The 16,349-nt window shown below is 55.1% G+C and carries 15 protein-coding genes and 1 pseudogene; 6 read left to right on the forward strand and 10 right to left on the reverse strand.

The window, feature by feature from the left end:
* Nucleotides 1–53: 53 nt before the first annotated feature.
* Together HYE77_RS30360 and HYE77_RS30365 are read right to left on the reverse strand one after the other, a co-directional pair.
* The gene (locus HYE77_RS30360) at nucleotides 54–3,146 is read right to left on the reverse strand and encodes a transglycosylase domain-containing protein (protein ID WP_177070286.1); all 3,093 of its coding nucleotides are present in this window, start codon (nucleotides 3,144–3,146) and stop codon (nucleotides 54–56) included.
* 253 nt (nucleotides 3,147–3,399) lie between these two features.
* On the reverse strand, nucleotides 3,400–3,858 hold the full coding sequence (locus HYE77_RS30365) for a transposase (protein WP_032899435.1): 459 nt from the start codon (nucleotides 3,856–3,858) through the stop codon (nucleotides 3,400–3,402).
* A gap of 637 nt (nucleotides 3,859–4,495) precedes the next feature.
* Here HYE77_RS30365 and HYE77_RS30370 point away from each other — a divergent pair.
* Entirely contained in the window at nucleotides 4,496–5,908 is a 1,413-nt protein-coding gene (locus tag HYE77_RS30370; RefSeq protein WP_003216436.1) for an amino acid permease, read from the forward strand.
* A 45-nt stretch (nucleotides 5,909–5,953) separates the two neighbouring features.
* Here HYE77_RS30370 and HYE77_RS30375 read toward each other — a convergent pair whose 3' ends face one another.
* The 7 genes and pseudogenes from HYE77_RS30375 to HYE77_RS30405 form a co-directional block, all read right to left on the reverse strand.
* Complete coding sequence (locus HYE77_RS30375) at nucleotides 5,954–7,078, reverse strand: OpgC family protein (RefSeq protein ID WP_177020505.1); 1,125 nt, start codon at nucleotides 7,076–7,078, stop codon at nucleotides 5,954–5,956.
* A 143-nt stretch (nucleotides 7,079–7,221) separates the two neighbouring features.
* On the reverse strand, nucleotides 7,222–7,518 hold the full coding sequence (locus HYE77_RS30380) for a cupin domain-containing protein (RefSeq protein WP_003216439.1): 297 nt from the start codon (nucleotides 7,516–7,518) through the stop codon (nucleotides 7,222–7,224).
* A gap of 66 nt (nucleotides 7,519–7,584) precedes the next feature.
* Nucleotides 7,585–7,938, reverse strand: a pseudogene (locus tag HYE77_RS30385) (glutamate synthase-related protein); the annotation flags it as partial.
* Nucleotides 7,939–8,137: 199 nt separating this feature from the next.
* Nucleotides 8,138–10,261 (reverse strand): AAA family ATPase, encoded by a 2,124-nt coding sequence (locus HYE77_RS30390; protein WP_177070288.1) that lies wholly within the window; start codon nucleotides 10,259–10,261, stop codon nucleotides 8,138–8,140.
* A complete protein-coding gene (locus HYE77_RS30395; protein WP_177070290.1) occupies nucleotides 10,252–10,695 on the reverse strand; it encodes a hypothetical protein in 444 nt (147 codons plus the stop codon). The genes HYE77_RS30390 and HYE77_RS30395 overlap by 10 nt, the downstream gene beginning before the upstream one ends.
* Entirely contained in the window at nucleotides 10,695–11,699 is a 1,005-nt protein-coding gene (locus HYE77_RS30400; RefSeq protein ID WP_371321573.1) for a hypothetical protein, read from the reverse strand. Before HYE77_RS30400 ends, HYE77_RS30395 begins: the two co-directional genes overlap by 1 nt.
* A 779-nt stretch (nucleotides 11,700–12,478) precedes the next feature.
* Nucleotides 12,479–12,937, reverse strand: coding sequence for a helix-turn-helix domain-containing protein (locus tag HYE77_RS30405; protein ID WP_177070292.1), 459 nt, complete (start codon nucleotides 12,935–12,937; stop codon nucleotides 12,479–12,481).
* 326 nt (nucleotides 12,938–13,263) lie between these two features.
* Between HYE77_RS30405 and HYE77_RS30410 the strand changes: the two genes are divergently transcribed.
* From HYE77_RS30410 to HYE77_RS30425, 4 genes are all read left to right on the forward strand, one after another.
* Nucleotides 13,264–13,767, forward strand: a complete 504-nt coding sequence (locus HYE77_RS30410; RefSeq protein WP_177070294.1) for a hypothetical protein — start codon at nucleotides 13,264–13,266, stop codon at nucleotides 13,765–13,767.
* A gap of 3 nt (nucleotides 13,768–13,770) precedes the next feature.
* Complete coding sequence (locus HYE77_RS30415) at nucleotides 13,771–14,499, forward strand: metallophosphoesterase family protein (RefSeq protein WP_177070296.1); 729 nt, start codon at nucleotides 13,771–13,773, stop codon at nucleotides 14,497–14,499.
* A gap of 65 nt (nucleotides 14,500–14,564) precedes the next feature.
* Nucleotides 14,565–14,969 (forward strand): hypothetical protein, encoded by a 405-nt coding sequence (locus tag HYE77_RS30420; protein ID WP_177070298.1) that lies wholly within the window; start codon nucleotides 14,565–14,567, stop codon nucleotides 14,967–14,969.
* A gap of 49 nt (nucleotides 14,970–15,018) precedes the next feature.
* Nucleotides 15,019–15,375 carry a hypothetical protein gene (locus tag HYE77_RS30425; protein ID WP_256347536.1) on the forward strand — a complete coding sequence of 119 codons (357 nt, stop codon included), beginning with the start codon at nucleotides 15,019–15,021 and terminating at the stop codon, nucleotides 15,373–15,375.
* Between the two features lie 55 nt (nucleotides 15,376–15,430).
* On the opposite strand, the gene HYE77_RS30430 is transcribed toward HYE77_RS30425, so the two are convergent.
* Nucleotides 15,431–15,730 (reverse strand): hypothetical protein, encoded by a 300-nt coding sequence (locus HYE77_RS30430; protein ID WP_177070300.1) that lies wholly within the window; start codon nucleotides 15,728–15,730, stop codon nucleotides 15,431–15,433.
* 195 nt (nucleotides 15,731–15,925) lie between these two features.
* On the opposite strand from HYE77_RS30430, the gene HYE77_RS30435 reads away from it, so the two are divergent.
* Nucleotides 15,926–16,180 (forward strand): hypothetical protein, encoded by a 255-nt coding sequence (locus tag HYE77_RS30435; protein ID WP_177070302.1) that lies wholly within the window; start codon nucleotides 15,926–15,928, stop codon nucleotides 16,178–16,180.
* The last annotated feature ends 169 nt before the right edge of the window (nucleotides 16,181–16,349 follow it).

Here is a 16,349-nt window from a genome sequence, read left to right on the forward strand (position 1 = left end):
ACCGCGGCGGATCCCTCAGTAATCCGCAAGTGAAAAGCGCAGGGATAGGCCCATCAGCGCACGCTGCATAAGCTGTTGTTGCCCGGTTGCAGATAGGGCGTAAGAATCGGCGCCATGCCCTTGAGTACCTGTACCGGCAACGCCGAAGTGAACTTGAAACCCTGGGCCGAAGCGCCGGGGACGAAGGCGGTCAGCGTGCCGAAATGATGCTCGCCGATGTAGAACACGAAGGTCGCCGTGCGGTTGATCGCCTTGGAGCTGAGGATCCGCCCACCGGCGCCGATGGCTTCGATCCGGTTGTCGCCGGTACCGGTCTTGCCGCCCATGGCCAAAGGCGTACCGTCCGCCAGTTTGAAACTGCCGGACACGCGTCGTGCAGTGCCCGCGTCCACCACCTGGGACAGCGCCCCCTTGAGTGCCGTGGCCACCTCGGAGGGCATCACGCGCTTGCCGCGATTGGGGTCGTTGACCAAGCGGGTTTCGTACGGGGTGTCGGCGGCAAAGCGCAGGCTGTCGATACGCAGGGTGGGCTGGCGCACGCCATCGTTGAGGATGATCCCCACCAGTTCCGCCAGGGCCGCCGGGCGGTCGCCGGAGCTGCCGATGGCCGTGGCAAGCGACGGCACCAGATGGTCGAAGGGGTAGCCGACTTTTTGCCAGCGCTGGTGAATATCGAGGAACGCTTCGATCTCCAGCATGGTGCGGATGCGGCTGTCGCGGGCACTCTTGTGGCGGCTCTTGAACAGCCAGCTGTAAACCTCCTGGCGCTCGTGTTCACTGGCGGCGGTGGCCTGGGTGAAGGTGGCGTCAGGGTTGTTCAGCAGGTAGCCCATCAGCCACAGGTCCAGCGGGTGAACCTTGGCGATATAGCCTTGGTCAGGCAGGTCGTAGGCGCCGGGGCCGTAATTCTGGTAGAGCTTTTCGAGGCGCTCGTCGGTGAGTTTTTCAGGGCTTTTGACGCTGCTCAAGTGCGAGCGGACGAAGCTGTTGAAACTCGCCGGGCTGGCGTTGGGCAGCAGGTAGCGGTGTACGGCGGCCAGGCGGATGGCGGTGGGGTGCATGCTGTCGAGGAAGGTGTCGAGGCGCGCCTGGGTGTTCTTGTTGCGGTATTTCTTCCAGAACTTGAGCAGGAAGGTGGTGCCTTCGCGGTCGGCGAATTTGGCCAGGTATTCCTGGCGCCTCGGGTCACTGTCGTCCTTGAGCAACTCGGCACTGTTGTTCGCACCGTGATAGGTGCTGTAGCGCACCAGGTCACGCATCAGGCGAATGAACGGCAAGTTGATCGACTCGCGCAGGGCTTCGATCAACGTGGGATTGCGACCGTTGTCCTGGCTGCGGAAGTTATGGAAGTGGTGCATGCCGCCGCCGGTGAAAAAACCTTCGCCGGTGTTGGCCGAGTATTGGCGATTGAGGGCGGCGTCGAGCATGGCCGGCAGGTTGCGGTCGCTGTTCTGGATCAGGTAATCGAGGGCCCAGCGGGTAATGCGGTCCGTGTCCTCGACCGGGACTTTGCGCAGCTCGGCGGCAGGTGTCGCAGCGTATTTATCATGCAGTTCGCTGACGATTTGCAGGTAGGTGGTCATCACCCGCAGTTTGGCGGTTGAACCCAGTTCCAGCTTGCTGCCTTCGTTGATGTCGAATGGCTGGTCGGTGCTGTCGGTTTGCACGCGCACGCGGGCACCGTCGGGTGTCATCTCGTAGAGGTTGAAACTGTAGCGAACCTGAGCGGTGCTGGCGGGCGTCAGCAGCGTGGGCCCGAGCAGGCCGATCTGCGCGGCGAAGGCGGGGTCGGCGAGTTGCTTGAGGTACGTGCTGGCCTGGCTTTGCAGGTCGGCTTGCAAGGTGCTCGTGGCAGAGAGATCGAGTCGATCGAGGTCGTACAGCGGCTGGTTGAGCAGGGCGGCCAGGCGAGTGCGGGCGACGCTGATGCCCTTGTTGGTTTCGATTGGCTGGATCGTCGGTTGTTGCTGCCAGTCACGGTAGGTGACTTTGCTGGCGAGGGCTGCGCTGGCCAGCGCCGGGTCGATCACGTTGTTTTGTGCGAGCAGGCGGATGTGGCTGTCGGTGAGGTCCGCCAGTTCCTTGTGGCCCTTGGACAGATAGTGAGACGGGCGACGCTGGGCGATCATCAGCGACAGCACCTCGCGCAACGCCAGACCCTTTTGCGGCAGCTGTTTGGGGTCGGTGCCGATGAGCAGCGCGTTTGTCTGGTTGAAGTCGGCGCCGTACCACACGCGCAAGCCTTCGGCCATGCCGTGCACTTCGCCATGGCCGGGTACCGCCGACAGGGGCACGCTGTTGAGGTAGTCGCGCACGATGTCCTGGCGAGCGGCAAGGGTTTGCGGGCCGTCCTGATACGCGCGCACGCTGGCAGAAATCATCTGGCGGATTTTCTCGCCGCCGGACAGGGTCAGGCCGTCGGGCGAGTGGCGGTATTTTTCCAGCTGCGTGGCCAGGGTACTGCCGCCTGCCGTCTGGCCGGGCAGGTGCAAAAGCTTCGCCACCTGGGACCAGGCGGCCTTGGCAAAGCGCGGCCAATCCACGGCCGGGTTGAGTTGCGGGTTTTTCGGGTCCAGCAGGTCGCGGTCTTCGATAAACAGCAGGCTGCTGACCACCACCGGCGGGATCGCCGCAAAGCTTGGGTAGAACTGTTGTGGATACGTGAACTGATACAGCGGTGCGGCGCGGCAATCGGTGATGGTCAGGCCGGCCTGGATTTTTTCCGGGTAGGGCACGAACAGGCCGCGCTGGGCGTAGGCCATCAGGTCGGGGGAGAAGCGCGCTTGAGCCTGGATCAGGTAGTCACGCTTGATCAAGCGCGGCAGGAACTCGCCGAGGGCGCTGTAGCCCAGGCGCTTGTCAAAGGGCCCGGCGCCAGGGTAAACCCGTGCATCGCTGGGGCCCGAATGCATTTGGTAGGTGAGGGTTGAGGCAATGTCGGAGAAGGTCTTGGCCTGCAACCTTGAAGTGCGCATTTCCCGCAGGGCGGCAAAGCCCAGGGCGATCAGCGCAATCAGCAGCACCAGCCAGAACAGCCGCCACCACAACCGTCGGCGGGGAGGAGGGCTTTGTGGCAACGGCTGTTCATCCGGGCTATCGGTGGATACCGCAGCCTTGGTCGAAGCGTTTTGCCATAAAGCGCCCATAGTCGATTGATCCATTTACGTAGATTGATCGGACTTGGTTGAAGCTTAGACGGTGGTGGGCGAGTGGGGGGGATTTGTGAGTGTGATGCTGTTTGTGGCGAGGGGGCTTGTCCCCCGTTGGGCTGCGCAGCAGCCCCAAAACCTGCCATGAAGATCTTCCTGAAGAAATGCGGTGTGTTTACTGGGGCTGCTGCGCAGCCCAACGGGGGGCAAGCCCCCTCGCCACAGACAAGCCCTCTCCACACAGGAAAAATCAGAGCCAGGCTGCGTCCCATAGTGGGTAGTCACCAATATGTTCGACCAGGCCCGCTCGCAGAGGATTGGCGATGATGTAGCGGGCAATTTTGCGAAGGTCTTCATCGCTACGCACTGCTCGGTCATGGTAGCCAAGTTGCCAGAATCGTTCTTTGCTGCCGCGTGCGCGATTAATGGTGAGGGTGCTGCGGGATTTGGTACGTCCCACAGCCTGCGACAACGTTGTGCCTTGCAGCTCAAATAGCCAATGAAAGTGATCAGGCATGACGACCCATGCCAGAGAGTCGACCATTCCCAATTCATGGGTCTTCCTGAATTCTGCTACCAGTAGTCTTCCCAAATGGAAGTCTTTGAACAGGGGTTGCCGGTTGTGAACCACGGCGGTAATCAGATAAGGACGGCCAGATTCTGAATGTCGACCACGGCGTAACAGATGAGAGTTGGGTTGATGAAGCATTCCTTTGCTCCTTGAGGGGAAGTAGTCAATTGACGTTAGCAGCTGCTGTGGAGTGCTCTCTTGCAGTTCAGTGTCGGCGTGTTTCTCGAAGGTAGATTTGTGGCGAGCGGGCTTGTCTGTGGCGAGGGGGCTTGTCCCCCGTTGGGCTGCGCAGCAGCCCCAGTAAAGACACCGCATTTTCTGGATAGAACTTATGGCAGGTTTTGGGGCTGCTACGCAGCCCAACGGGGGACAAGCCCCCTCGCCACAGACAAGCCCGCTCGTCACAGATAACCCCGCCACATAACCCCAAACCGTCGAGCTAGAGCCTCCCCCACCCGTAAATCCGCCAAAGGTAGGGGCATGACGCTGCACCATTACCGTGCAATACTCGCCGCCGTTTGGTGGCGATGATTCCTACGCTAACCAGGTGATGCTCCTCCGCAAAAGGCGCCTTTACCGAGAGTTCCCGCTGAATCTTGCCGTTTATAGAGTGAAAACCCCTGGGTTTAGCTTTTTATACTGCACCCCCGCTGATCTGGCCCGGCCAGACCGTTTTACCCAAAAGGTGATCCGGCAACGGTACGCCATGGCAGACCCGCCATGACGCCCCGGACTCGGTGGCTCATATCCAATAACAAGACGAGGTTGTATCCCTATGCCAGCTGGCAATCATCTGCCCCACGGCGAGACCGCTCAGGGCGGTCCGCTGAAACGCGAACTCGGCGAACGGCATATTCGCCTGATGGCCCTCGGTGCATGCATCGGCGTCGGCCTGTTCCTAGGCTCGGCCAAGGCCATTGAAATGGCCGGCCCGGCGATCATGCTGTCGTACATTATCGGCGGTCTGGCGATCCTGGTGATCATGCGCGCCCTCGGCGAGATGGCCGTGCACAACCCGGTGGCCGGTTCGTTCAGCCGCTACGCCCAGGATTACCTCGGCCCGCTGGCGGGCTTTCTCACCGGCTGGAACTATTGGTTCCTGTGGCTGGTGACCTGCGTGGCAGAAATCACGGCCGTCGCCGTGTACATGGGCGTGTGGTTCCCCGATACACCCCGCTGGATCTGGGCCCTGGCAGCACTGATCAGCATGGGCACCATCAACCTGATCGCGGTCAAGGCCTTCGGTGAGTTCGAGTTCTGGTTCGCACTGATCAAGATCGTCACCATCATCGCCATGGTGATCGGCGGCGTCGGCATCATCGCGTTCGGCTTTGGCAACGATGGCGTGGCCCTGGGCATTTCCAACCTGTGGACCCACGGCGGCTTTATGCCCAATGGCGTGCAGGGTGTGTTGATGTCCCTGCAGATGGTGATGTTCGCCTACCTGGGCGTGGAGATGATCGGCCTCACCGCCGGTGAAGCGAAGAACCCGCAGAAGACCATCCCGAGTGCCATCGGCTCGGTGTTCTGGCGCATCCTGCTGTTCTACGTCGGTGCGTTGTTCGTGATTCTGTCGATCTACCCGTGGAACGAAATCGGCACCCAGGGCAGCCCGTTCGTGATGACCTTCGAGCGCCTGGGTATCAAGACCGCCGCCGGCATCATCAACTTCGTGGTGATCACCGCAGCGTTGTCGTCGTGCAACGGCGGTATCTTCAGCACCGGGCGCATGCTCTACAGCCTGGCGCAGAACGGCCAGGCCCCGGCCACGTTCGGTACCACCTCGAGCAACGGCGTGCCGCGCAAGGCGCTGCTGCTGTCGATCTTCGTGCTGTTGCTGGGCGTGCTGCTCAACTACATGGTCCCGGAAAAAGTCTTCGTCTGGGTCACTTCCATCGCTACCTTCGGCGCGATCTGGACCTGGCTGATGATCCTCCTGGCCCAGCTCAAGTTCCGCAAGAGCCTGACCCAGGCCGAACGTGACGGCCTTAAATACCGCATGTGGCTGTACCCGGTCAGCTCCTACCTGGCCTTGGCGTTCCTGGTGCTGGTGGTGGGCCTGATGGCGTACTTCCCGGACACCCGTGTGGCGCTCTACGTGGGGCCGGTGTTCCTGGTGCTGCTGACGGTGTTGTTCTACGTGTTCAAGTTGCAGCCGACTCAAGCGGCGGCACGCACCGCGAGCTGAGTTTCCTGCGCTCAACAAAAAGCCCCTTACGGGGCTTTTTGTTTTTCAGGCGGTGGCGGGAGGCGCCGGTTGGGTGAGCCGTTTGTTCAAATCCAGCCAGGCCCCCAGCAGCGCCATCAGCCCGGCGCCTACCAATGCGGTGAAGATTTGCATGGCGAAGGCATCGCCGGTGATCGCATTGATCATGTCCGCCAGCGGTGCCAGCAGCACCCCCAGGCAGAACACCTCCAGGGAGTAGCGGCCCATGCGGCAGGTTTGCTGCGCCAGCCAGTTTTGCGTCCAGGCGTGGCCAGGCAACAGCTTGGCGGTGACATAGGCCAGGGCCAGGAAGTGCAGCAAACGCACGGGCGACAGGTCGGTCTTGCTGATGGGGTACAGCAGGTCACTGAGCGCCGACGGCATCAGCGCGTCGTGGATTTCCGGCCAGCGCCACGAGAGCGTGAGAACCCCCGCCACCAGCGCATACACCGCCGCAGCGACGAACAATGGCTGACGCAACAGGCGCCGAGTCTCGACAGGGCGGGGTTGCCCGGCATGAATCGCCGCCGCGCCGCCCAGCACAAACAGCAACTGCCAGGTCACCGGGTTGAAGTACCACACGCCGTCGGCAATCGCCGCCAGGTTCCAGCCCAGGTGCGGCGCCAGCAAGTACACCGCCAGCGAAACAGCCACCACCGCCCAGGTCTTGCGCAACAGCAGCGGCAACACCAGCGGCAGGCAACCCAGCAGCACGATGTACAGCGGCAACGGGTCCATCAGGTTGGGTTTGAAGCGCAACAGCAGTTCATCCACTAGGGCTTGCTGGGGATGGGTGACGAAGTGCGTCAGGCCCATCTCTTCAACGAGGTCGCGGGTTTCCACATGGCTGTTGGCGAAGAACACGATGCCCATCAGCATCGCGAGCAGGAAGATGTGCACCACGTACAGCACCCAGGTGCGCCGCCAGATCTTCACGCAGGCGATCAGATAACCGTCGCGCTGCAGGATCTTGCCGTAGGCCAGCACGGCCGCATAACCGGCCAGGAACACGAAGACCTCCGCCGCGTCGCTGAAACCGAAGTTGCGCAAGGTGATCTGGCCCAGAGGGTTGTGGGGCACGTGATCCCAGAAAATAAAGATCAACGCCAGGCCCCGAAAAAAATCGATGCGCGGGTCGCGTCCGTTCAACATGGCAGCGGGCTCTTGAACAAGGGGTTTAGTAATGACAAGTGGACGACGGCTTCAGTCGAGCCGTACGTCGGGCGGGCGCAGGTTGGCGGTATTTGTAAGCAATTGCAAAGCTGAGTTTTTTGCTGAATGTCTCATCGCTTTGTTTAAACGTCGATGATCACCAGCGTGCCTTGGCTGCCGGCGAGTACCGCGTGGGCGATGCCGGCTTCAACCAGGTACATCTGACCGGCGCCGACGTCGATGGCCTCCTCGCCAATAGACAGGCGCAAAAGGCCGTCGATCACCAACAGCCCTTCGTTGTAGTCGTGGGTTTCTTCTTCATAAGCCTGTGCATCCATGCGCAGCACCTTGATCCGCGCCGGGCCGACCTGGCCCACGCGGGTGGATTTCCAGGTGTCCGGCAGTTGGGCGGCAAGGGCGGTGAAGTCGAGTAACGGCATGGTGAGGCTCCTTATTTCAACGATGCCGTTCGGTGGTCCGGTTCAGCGGGGTTGTTCAGTGCGGGCTCAGGCCGCGGCGATTTCATTCGGCTCAAAACTGTCCGCCCGCGCCATCTGCCACATGCGCGAATAAAACTCGCCGTTCACTTCGCCGGTGAGCAATTCGCCAGGTTTCAGGAACACATGCAACTGCGAGAACAGCTTGATCTCGGTGGCCGACATGCGCCGCACCAGGTGCTTGGCCGACAGTTGCGAAGGGTGGTCGAGACCGGCGGCAGCGAGCATTTCGGCCAGGGCCTTCAACGTGTTGCGGTGGAAGTTGAACACGCGCTGGGCCTTGTCCGGCACCACCAGTGCGCGCTGGCGCAACGGGTCCTGGGTGGCCACTCCGGTGGGGCATTTGTTGGTGTGGCAGGACTGCAGTCGATACATATATCCTGATGGACTGAATAAAATTCTTATAAAACAACAAGTTAAAAGTTTTCATCAGTCCATCAATATTTTTTTTCAATGGACTGACTTTGAGTCCACGAATGATCAAAGTAGAATTTTGATTCGAATGGGTAGCGGCCAAAGAAGCTGACGCTGGCCCAGCCTGGTTGCGAAGATGGTCGCCACCTTAGCCCCCTACCAGCATCGTATCCCCATTCGGCACGATGGCCTTGTCGCCCAAGTGAATGAGCTTGAACTGAACATTGTGCGTGGCTTCACGATACGCCGCTTCGCTGTCATCAAAAGACGCTGCAACAATGCTCTGTAGGTTCTTCTCTGAGGAAAGCTTTTGGAGCAACGCCAATTGACTTTTCGTCGCCATCGAGTGCTGCCCAGGCTCGTCCATCAAGATAAAGCCGGGATGATTTCCGTTGACTGTGAAATGTGCGGACGTCTGATAAAGCGTCACGATGTAACTCCAAATGAGGCGCACAAAGTCACTCGCGCTGGATTCCCTTGCAATGTTGGAGCTGGTTTTAGATGTGCTTGAAGCGGATGCCTTTTTATCTTCACTGAAATCTTTCTTATAGATTTCCCTCAGCTCAATTTTGGCGAGTTCTGGAAGAAGATTTTCCACGTTGAACTTAATGTCATTAACAGGTGCACTGTGATAGTCAAACGAACTCACATTTGATCTGAAAATCTTTGCAAACAGCTCATATTTCGCAAGATCGTCTTCAGAATAGTGATCTTTCGGCAAGGCCGCTCTGTCCTCCTGGTTTTTCGAGAATTGGGCAGAAAGCTCGACAAGGCGCTCCAGTAGTTCCTCATTGCGCTGGAGGAATTGAGAAATTTCTTCGATGCTCATTTCAATCTGGAGTTGCTGGCGCAGGTTTGCCTTCGACACAACAGAATTTGTCGTTAGGTCGGCTTTAAGTGCTCGCAGTCTTGCCTTAGATGTAATTATTCTTTTTGCAAGTTCTTCGCTAACTACGGTAGTTTCCTTTAACGACTGCTCTATGCCCGCAGTATCCCGCTCTAGCATCTTGATCTGAGACTGCAGGTAAGCAATGTTCGTCTCAATATCCATATGAGGGGTGCTTTCATGTAGATCGGTCAGGGAATGACCGATATTCTGATAGCATGCTGGGCAAACGTCCTTGGCCGTTTCAAGTTTCAACGATGCACCGTACCGAATGAGCTTCTGAGCAGCCTTATTTTTGGAGAGCTCTTCCTCCGCCTGCCTTTGGTGAAATGCGTTGGCATTTCGCGCTGCACGGTGGAGGGTTAGCTCGCCTAAACAGCTCTCATATGCCACAGACAACTCTTGAAGATTATTTGTTTCTTGTTCAACAATCTTGAGAGTTTCGGCCGGTAGCGCATCCTTCCACTTAAGTTCATCTTGAGTGAGTTTATGCAGTGCCTGAATCTGATTACTTTTGAACTGATCCAAATTAACCAAACCCTGTAGCGTGGTTTTATGGTAGGTCACCCCGTCGGAGAGAAACTCTACAGTTGGTGATCTCGGCAAGTTTTGAACCTTGATCGAGTTCTTGAGCGCATCGTTGGTAATAGTCCGATAAACATCTTGCCACGACGTGTTCAGCATCAAGGACTCATGATCAAGCCGTGCACGCTTTGCATCCATCTCAAATACGTTCGTGCCTACTAAGAAGTCGACAATCTTGATCCTAGCCTCCCGCACTCCAAAGTAGGGGAGGTTGGCAATGTAGTCAGTCCAGCCACGCTTTTGCTCAATGGCCATCGCAGCGAAGATATATTGCAGATAGAGCTTTACCTGTTTTCCGTTGGTATGGGGCACCATGGGAAGCTTGAGACCCAGGAACTCTTCGAGGTAGGTATAGAATCCCTCTCTGATTTGAGCGCTGCCACCGTCATGGAGGAAACGATAAAGAATCGGAGCTGTTTCACCTTCGGTCAGGGCGGCGCATTCCTGGATCTCGACTAGCTTCGGGTTTACACCGGCTTCCTTAATCTTCCTCGTGACGGTGATGGTCTTGCCATTCGATTCGAGCTCCATTATCACCATGGAGCGCGTGATCCCATGCTTTTCTTGGTCAAACTCGACGTGGTCTTTGAGCACATAGGTGAGGGCGTCAGAATTCTGCGCACCCAGCAATTCCTCCATGCCCAGAGCGTAGAGAATGCTGTGAACAATCGTACTTTTACCCGACGAGTTCCGGCCACGAATGATGTTGAGGTTACGGTCGAACTTTGCCAAAAAGCCAAACGGTCCATCAGTGGTTTCGATTGCGATTTTAATGCATTTAATAAACAAGGCTATTCCCATTCCTTGGACATGGTCTTGACCATACCTTCTGTGATTTTCCTGCCAATTTTCAGAAGTGCGGACTTCTCTTCCATCATGACTGTGCCATCGCTCATGATGTCCTTCACAAACTCCTGCCCTTTGGCCACTAATCTGAATCCGTTAGCAGTAGGCTCGATGAGGCCATCCCTAAAAGCGAGATGAAGGGCAATTGACAACGCTGGATCAAATCCCCAAACAGGGAGATTAATCTGTCCGAGTTTCGCAGCAAGTATCATCGTTTCGATACGCCGAGGCATTTTTATTGCCCAGTGCATCAGGTGCAGTTTAACCAGGCTGCACTTTTTTGCATGTCCACAGATATGGAGTATGAGCAGCGCTTGGGAAATTTTGTATATGGGTCTGAGCTCGGTTAGAACCGGCGTTGGCCTTGGAGTGAATTTGATTGTTGCCATCAGCTATAAAAGTCCAATTGGCAGACTGCGAGCCAACGAGCGACAGTTCTGCGCACTATGTCGTCCGTGAGTGTCCCATCTATCTGTAAACGTTCATCACCCATCAGTCGATCAGATAATCGATCTTTGATCATCTCGACCAGTTTATCTGGGTGGTCGGAGGTGCTCAGGCTCCACTCCTCGACATTCTCTTCGAAGCCCTTGAGGGTTTTCGCCACTTGAAAATAGGTCTGGGGAGAGCTTTCATACAGTTTGTGGAAGTAGCTGTCATGATCCAAAAAGGCATCTTTGGTCTTGGTTAAGAGAATAGCAACTGCACGCTCACCCTTATCAGACATTCGAAGTTGAGTCTTTCGCTCCAGATTTTCATCGTATGCGGTAGCGTCCTCGTTAACTTTCGGAATTGAGTGGTTGTCCATTCCGATAGTTATTGGTACTCCAGTGGATATACGGTGCTGGTTTATCTCTTTGATGTAAAATCCGACGTCATGAACCAGTACAGTAAAATTTTCATCCAAGTGAGGCAATTTCCAGCCCCTGACTTCATCCTGTTTTCTCTGTGCGTGGGTCAGTAGTGCATTGTGAGCGATTGCGGGGGTAATAAAGTACCAATCTTTGATTTTGGTACTGCCTAAAATCCCTCTAAGACTGACCTCGTTGTCTTTCAGCTTCTTGAGATCTCGTGTGATTTTGTCTTGCTGCTTCTTATTGAGTTCTTTCTGCTCATAGTGTGTGTCTGGGCAATAGCACTGAAACGCAAGCCCGGTATGCTTGGTAAAACCCTCAATACCGAAATCACCTGGCGTGGCCGGGACGTGCTGGTAGCCATCGGCGCCAAATTTTGACTTCAAGACGAGCTGCAGCGTCGCCTCCCAGGTCGTTCCGTTGAATGAGCCTACTGGTGTGATAATCAAAAGCTCGTCTGCCTTGCCACGCGTATCGATTAGTCCATTTCCGAGCTGCCCTGATAGGGCCTCAGCTATCGCATAGGGGTGCTCTGGCACCGCGTACGGTGACGCTATCAAATGGCCAGCGACTGGTCTAGGACTTACGCGTGAAATAGCAATTGATTTTAACTGTTTATAAATACAGTGTGTCTATGATCTTCTTCAATCAAAGTTGGATGAACTTTGTCTACTTGAGTCGTGTTCTTAAGCACCCGCCGGTACAGATGGCGCAATTACTCCCGAACAAATTGGAGAGTACTTAGCGAGCTGAGAGAAAGAGACCTAAGGAGAATTGAGCGTTGAGTTTATGAACTTTTCTTGTGCCACAACCTTCCCACTGTTGATTTCGGCAGTCCCAAAATCTCTCTCACCTCAGCTTGGCTGCGTCCCTCCTTTTTAAGCTCCTGTATTGCCTTCCATTTTTTCGCCGCTGCCACGGTCTGCGGATGAGGCAGCTTCTCGGGCTGCGTAGGGAGTGAGGCATTCAGTAGCTCGATAGCATCCAATTCGTCTATGACTAATAGAAGAATTTCTCTGGCGGTGGATCGCCCGACTGCATGCCTAGCATGGGCGCATCAAGGAGATATTTCGGAGAGAGTTGGGCGCCGAGTCAGCGGGATGAGACGGTGGGCCTAGATGCTATTTTCTCCCTGATTTTTTTGCAGTATCTGGAAACAGTAGCCGTGCTGAGCTCAAGGTTTTTAGTCATAGTCTTCTGATCCAAACCCGCCTGTAGAAGGGCTTCGATCTTTTCTTCTGTCAGCTTTTGGCGCGATTCATTCGATAGGCGGATCTTTCCAGCGATGACTTGAATCCAGCTGAATTGCTGGAAACAATCAAACCCAGAACCTCTGGACAGATGACTTAGAAAGACCCAAGGCTTCGGCAACTTCCTTTCTTGATTTACCTTCCTCTTTGAGACGCTTAACGGCGAGTCTCTTGCTTTCAGCGATTTCGCGAGCTTTAGCTTTTGATACGAGGCTGGAGCTTTGCTGCTCCTTGCGTATTTTCTCATCTAGGCCTAACAAGCTGAGATGACGAAGCTCCTCCTTCAGTTTGCCTATAACATCCAAAGTGTCCTGTTCACTCTCGATAGACTCGCACAACACCATAAGCGCCAAGGGCGTGATCTCAAGGCTTCTTGAAAGCTCCCGTAGCTTGCCAAGCGATATATTTTTCGGCGTGCCTGCCTCCAGCGCAAAGGCGTAGCTCCTACTAGAGGGGAGTCGTTCCTGAGTGAGCTCTCTAGTTTTTCGTAGCGCGCGAAGCACCACCGCAAGACTCTGAGCCAGCATGACGACTTGTCCTCAAAACGGAGGATAAGGCCTGCAAATTTTTGACCCAGCTACTCTGTACATAGGTCTGATGGGTCTGATATCGTGATCACCATCCTGTCTTCAACACAGTTCCATCATGGATGCAACAAAAAACATTAGGCATAAATTGACACCTGGCGAATAGACGCAAAACGTCGGCCTGACCTCAGTCCTTTTGGTCGAATACTCCTATTCCCAGACCGTTTAGCTGCATAGGAAGCGCCTCTGAGCGTGAATGGCGAATTGCGTCAGTCACGCCTTAAGAGCACTCAAACCGAAATATTGATGTTACGGATATAACCATCATGTTTATTTCAGATGAAACTTGTCTTGTCGGCCTACCGGGCTTTCCCGGGCCTGGCCGCACGGCTTGGCGGATGATCGAGCGAGACCCCGAAGAATTCTGGTATCACGTTCGCTTTCGCATTTGTGAAGGAGCTAGGACTCGGTTCAAAAAATTGATGCCATCAGACCCTTCTATGCTGGCCCACCTACTCTCTCAGCGGAGCCCAGAGCACACGATTGAGGTGGTTCAGATTGTGACTCCCCCTTGCATGAACGGAAGTTCTTTAGAGCGTATGGAAAAGTTGATCAGTGTGATCGTCGGCTATGACAGAAAAGGTGAGTGCGTACTGCTTCATAAAGTCGATACCGGAGCAATTTACAGCAGCTCGCCCGGCGAGATCGACGCAGGCTTGCTCAGAAATATTCGAACGATCTACGACGCCATGACTGCCGCCGGGAAGCATTTCCATAGCACCAACTATCAGACCCCAAGTCGCTCTGCCACTACAATGGCAGCAGGTTAATCCATGAAGATCCAAATTTATTCAGATCTACACCTCGAGTTCGCTCGGTTTGATCCCATGCCAAGCGACGCTGACGTAGTCATCCTCGCCGGCGACATTGATATCAAATCGCGTGGCGTGAAATGGGCTAACGAGTTCTTCCACTGCCCTGTGATCTATGTCTGCGGAAATCATGAGTACTACGGCGGCCACATTGATCACACGCTGCGGAAGATGAAGGACGCTGCAGCTCCACATGTTCACGTCCTCGAAAACGAAGTCTTGATCTTGAATCAAACTAGGTTTTTGGTTACGACAGCATGGACAGATTACTCGTCTACTGGAGACGTTACTGCCGCAAAGCGAGTCGCCTGGGATTGTATGAACGACTTCACCGTCATCAGAACAGATGAGAGATACCGGCGCCTCCGTCCCGATGACGTGATCGCTAAATCCAAAGCAGCATATGCCTGGCTCACACAGGAGCTGGACAAGCCGTTCGATGGCAAAACCGTCGTAGTTACGCACCATGCGCCGATGTTAGATCACGTCGGTGATGATCTTCCCGCGCACTTGATCGCTGCTTATGCCAATGACTGGCCGGAGCTCGTGGGCAAGTCCGATCTGTGGGTCTACGGGCACACCCACATAGCAGCCAGATTTACCCAAAGTGGGTGCCGCGTGGTCTCCAACCCAAGAGGTTATCCAGGGCAGAGCACTGGCTTTGATCCTGATTTGTTGATTGATCTTTGATTGCTTTGATAGGTCAGTGGCCACGCTCGCTTTACTGCCCGCGCTCAACGAGAAGGAGTTTTTCGATGGTGACTTTAGATGAAATCTCGCAACTTTTTTACGGCGCCGGGGAAGAGGTTGCTGGCTGGGAAGGCTCACAAGAAGACCTAATCTCTTTGGCAGCAAAGACGTTCCCCGGCAAAGCGTTCTGTGTAGTTAAACAGTGGATTTTTATCGACCTAACGGTTAATCCCGTTGAGAGAGAAAAGGTCATTGGGCTAGGTCTACTGCCCGCGACTTTGTTCGCGCATGAAGTCGTTTTTGATAGTCGAAATCGGTTTCAACCCGGCATGTGGGTACGCAGCAATTTCGGAAAATCCTTCGCTGAAGGCTGCATGTTTGAAACCAAAGGTACGGTCTATCTCCTCCTCGGGCCAGGACTGAGGAAAGAGGCCAGCATTGGTACTGCTTTTTCGATGAAAGCAGGGTGAGCGAAGCTCGCAGACAATTTAGACAGAATCGTTTTGGAGCTTGGGTTTGATGCCTGAAGTAACTGAGTTGGAGTTCCACAGTAAAGATTTAAGCGACTTTCAGATGAGTCGCTTGGTGCGAGCAAGCCTTCGAAAATACACGGTGCCAGTCACTGCTTTCATTAGCGACGGTCTCATCGCGGATGACACATGCCTGGGCGTTTCCTTCGACCACTCTGAGCGTGACGATACGCACCATAGGGCGGATGGTTCTATTCTCCGGACAGGTAAAATTCAGTCAGCGAGGAAAGAAGGGCGGTTTTGGATGCTCGAAACCCAAGACGGTAACTACGTCATCGCTAGCTTCAAGCGAGACCTCGGCAGAGCGAGTTTTCTCAAGCTACTCGATTCCGCCGACAGTCTTTAAATCATGGTGAGAAAGTACCTTTGTACTCGAGGAACGTTTCGGCACAGACCTCAGTTTAGTAGCCGAACTTGTTCAGCAGTTTTTGCAAAAAATCACGCCGCCGTTGGACGATGCTCAATATGAGGTAGTCGCGGTCGGTATCTCTCGTCGACAAATGCCCAGCGTCTACAAGACCGTGGATGTAGCCTTCGGCTCTGCCCCTTGCTTCGAGCAATGTATCGACGGACGTGCTTTTGTAGATGTCTTCAGCGATGAGCTGCCACCGCTGTTTCTGCCGGTGACCAACAGGGTCGTCGGAAGATTTCGGTGCGTTGATCAAGGTATTGAAATCGGCATGTGCGTTTGGTGTGTTCAAAGCGAATTCTCACAACAGTTACGTCTCTGTCTAACCTACCATGCGCACGCCTAACCGCCTGCTGTTGGCGGGCTTTTGTAGGCGCTGGCGCGAAGGGACGACTTCAATGATATTGCGCTCTATCGGTGGCTTTGAACATTGCGGAGCGTACAGGCAGTGCTATTCAGCGAATACATTCTTAGCCTGGAGTTCGATATGGGATACCTCAGCCTAGAGGACATCTACGCCGATGACGTAGAAAAATATGGCCATATGCGGGTGGGAATGACCGACCTCTATGTAAAAGACAATCGCGCCATTTATGGTGTGGTTACGCTTGGCGAATACCGCGAGCTGGCCAGCCTCGCCGCGTTGCCCGAGGACTACGATCAGTGGATCAGGCGGATCGAGCGCAATCGCGCCTTACACGGTAGGTATGGTGACAAATTCGATCCCTGGAGAGATGACTGACAGTCCCCCACGTCCAATCACAAATACAGCACCTCATCTTACTCGGCCGACCTGGTAGTTACGCTACTCGAAAATCCATCGGTACTGTAAATAGTGGTATCAACACGTCACCGATGACAGGTTGCGCTAACAATCGTTGAAAAGGAAAAGGGCGGTCTCAGGTTCCAAG

Source organism: Pseudomonas sp. IPO3774 (genome assembly GCF_013386835.1).
Taxonomy (GTDB): Bacteria; Pseudomonadota; Gammaproteobacteria; order Pseudomonadales; family Pseudomonadaceae; genus Aquipseudomonas.

Bases quoted from the DNA above. Each gene is read 5' to 3' on its own strand.
- HYE77_RS30360 (WP_177070286.1), bottom strand. From the start codon at position 3,146: ATGGGCGCTTTATGGCAAAACGCTTCGACCAAGGCTGCGGTATCCACC.
- HYE77_RS30365 (WP_032899435.1), bottom strand. From the start codon at position 3,858: ATGCTTCATCAACCCAACTCTCATCTGTTACGCCGTGGTCGACATTCA.
- HYE77_RS30370 (WP_003216436.1), top strand. From the start codon at position 4,496: ATGCCAGCTGGCAATCATCTGCCCCACGGCGAGACCGCTCAGGGCGGT.
- HYE77_RS30375 (WP_177020505.1), bottom strand. From the start codon at position 7,078: ATGTTGAACGGACGCGACCCGCGCATCGATTTTTTTCGGGGCCTGGCG.
- HYE77_RS30380 (WP_003216439.1), bottom strand. From the start codon at position 7,518: ATGCCGTTACTCGACTTCACCGCCCTTGCCGCCCAACTGCCGGACACC.
- HYE77_RS30390 (WP_177070288.1), bottom strand. From the start codon at position 10,261: ATGGGAATAGCCTTGTTTATTAAATGCATTAAAATCGCAATCGAAACC.
- HYE77_RS30395 (WP_177070290.1), bottom strand. From the start codon at position 10,695: ATGGCAACAATCAAATTCACTCCAAGGCCAACGCCGGTTCTAACCGAG.
- HYE77_RS30405 (WP_177070292.1), bottom strand. From the start codon at position 12,937: ATGCTGGCTCAGAGTCTTGCGGTGGTGCTTCGCGCGCTACGAAAAACT.
- HYE77_RS30410 (WP_177070294.1), top strand. From the start codon at position 13,264: ATGTTTATTTCAGATGAAACTTGTCTTGTCGGCCTACCGGGCTTTCCC.
- HYE77_RS30415 (WP_177070296.1), top strand. From the start codon at position 13,771: ATGAAGATCCAAATTTATTCAGATCTACACCTCGAGTTCGCTCGGTTT.
- HYE77_RS30420 (WP_177070298.1), top strand. From the start codon at position 14,565: ATGGTGACTTTAGATGAAATCTCGCAACTTTTTTACGGCGCCGGGGAA.
- HYE77_RS30425 (WP_256347536.1), top strand. From the start codon at position 15,019: ATGCCTGAAGTAACTGAGTTGGAGTTCCACAGTAAAGATTTAAGCGAC.
- HYE77_RS30435 (WP_177070302.1), top strand. From the start codon at position 15,926: ATGGGATACCTCAGCCTAGAGGACATCTACGCCGATGACGTAGAAAAA.